The organism is Amycolatopsis sp. SID8362 (assembly GCF_010550475.1).
Lineage (GTDB): Bacteria > Actinomycetota > Actinomycetes > Mycobacteriales > Pseudonocardiaceae > Amycolatopsis > Amycolatopsis eburnea.
In genome coordinates, this window is record NZ_JAAGNB010001197.1 from 1 (window position 1) to 789 (window position 789).

The following is a 789-nucleotide window of genomic DNA, read 5'->3' on the forward strand; positions in this document are numbered from 1 at the left end:
GAGCAGGAACACGCCCGCGATGACCAGGTACGCGGTCCGCCAGCCGGCGGCCTGCCCGAGCCGGGTGATCACCGGGACCCCGGCCACGTTGGCCACCGTCAGCCCGCTCAGCACGACGGCGAAGCCCCGCCCTTCGCTCCCCGGCCCCATCAGCTTGGCCGCCAGCAGGGCGGCGGCCCCGAAGTACGCGCCGTGCGGCAGGCCGGCGATGAACCGGGCCACCAGCACCAGGGCGAACGTCGGCGCCACCGCCGAGGCGAGGGTGCCCGCCACCAGCAGCACCAGCAGCCCGAGCACCAGGCGCTTGCGCGGCAGCCGGGCGGTGACCGTGGCGAGGACGGGCGCGCCCACGACGACGCCGAGCGCGTACGCGGTGAACACCCACCCCGTCCGCGCGACCGCGTCCGGTTCGGCGTTCCCGAGCAGGGTGTGCGCCATTTCCGGCAGCAGGCCGGCGGGCACGAACTCCGTCAGCCCGATCCCCACCGACCCGAGGGCCAGGGCGAGCAGGGCGGCCCAGCGGCGGCGCCGGGCGAGGTCCTCCATTCCGGCGACTTTAGCAACGCTGTTGCGTTAAGGACAGGTACCGGCGCTAGGGTGACGCGGTGCACCTGGCTTTCCTTCGGGACTACCACGAAGCGCTGGTGCTCGCGCTGGCCCGGACCACGCCCACGCTCGAGCGCGGCACCGTCGCCGAGGTCACCGGGCTGACCCCGCAGGCGGTGTCGAAGGTGCTGGCGCGCCTGGTCGAGGAGGGACTGCTCGAGCCCGCCGGCGTGCGGCGCCCGG

At 75.0% G+C, this 789-nt stretch carries 2 protein-coding genes; one reads left to right on the forward strand and one right to left on the reverse strand.

Annotation, left to right across the window (positions count from 1 at the left end; translation table 11 throughout):
* Nucleotides 1–546 (reverse strand): MFS transporter (locus G3I65_RS37040; RefSeq protein ID WP_160700217.1); only part of this gene is annotated, 546 nt, incomplete at its 3' end.
* A gap of 59 nt (nt 547–605) precedes the next feature.
* Here G3I65_RS37040 and G3I65_RS37045 point away from each other — a divergent pair.
* Nucleotides 606–789, forward strand: a 184-nt coding sequence (locus G3I65_RS37045) for a MarR family transcriptional regulator (RefSeq protein WP_160700218.1), incomplete at its 3' end; no start/stop codon positions are given.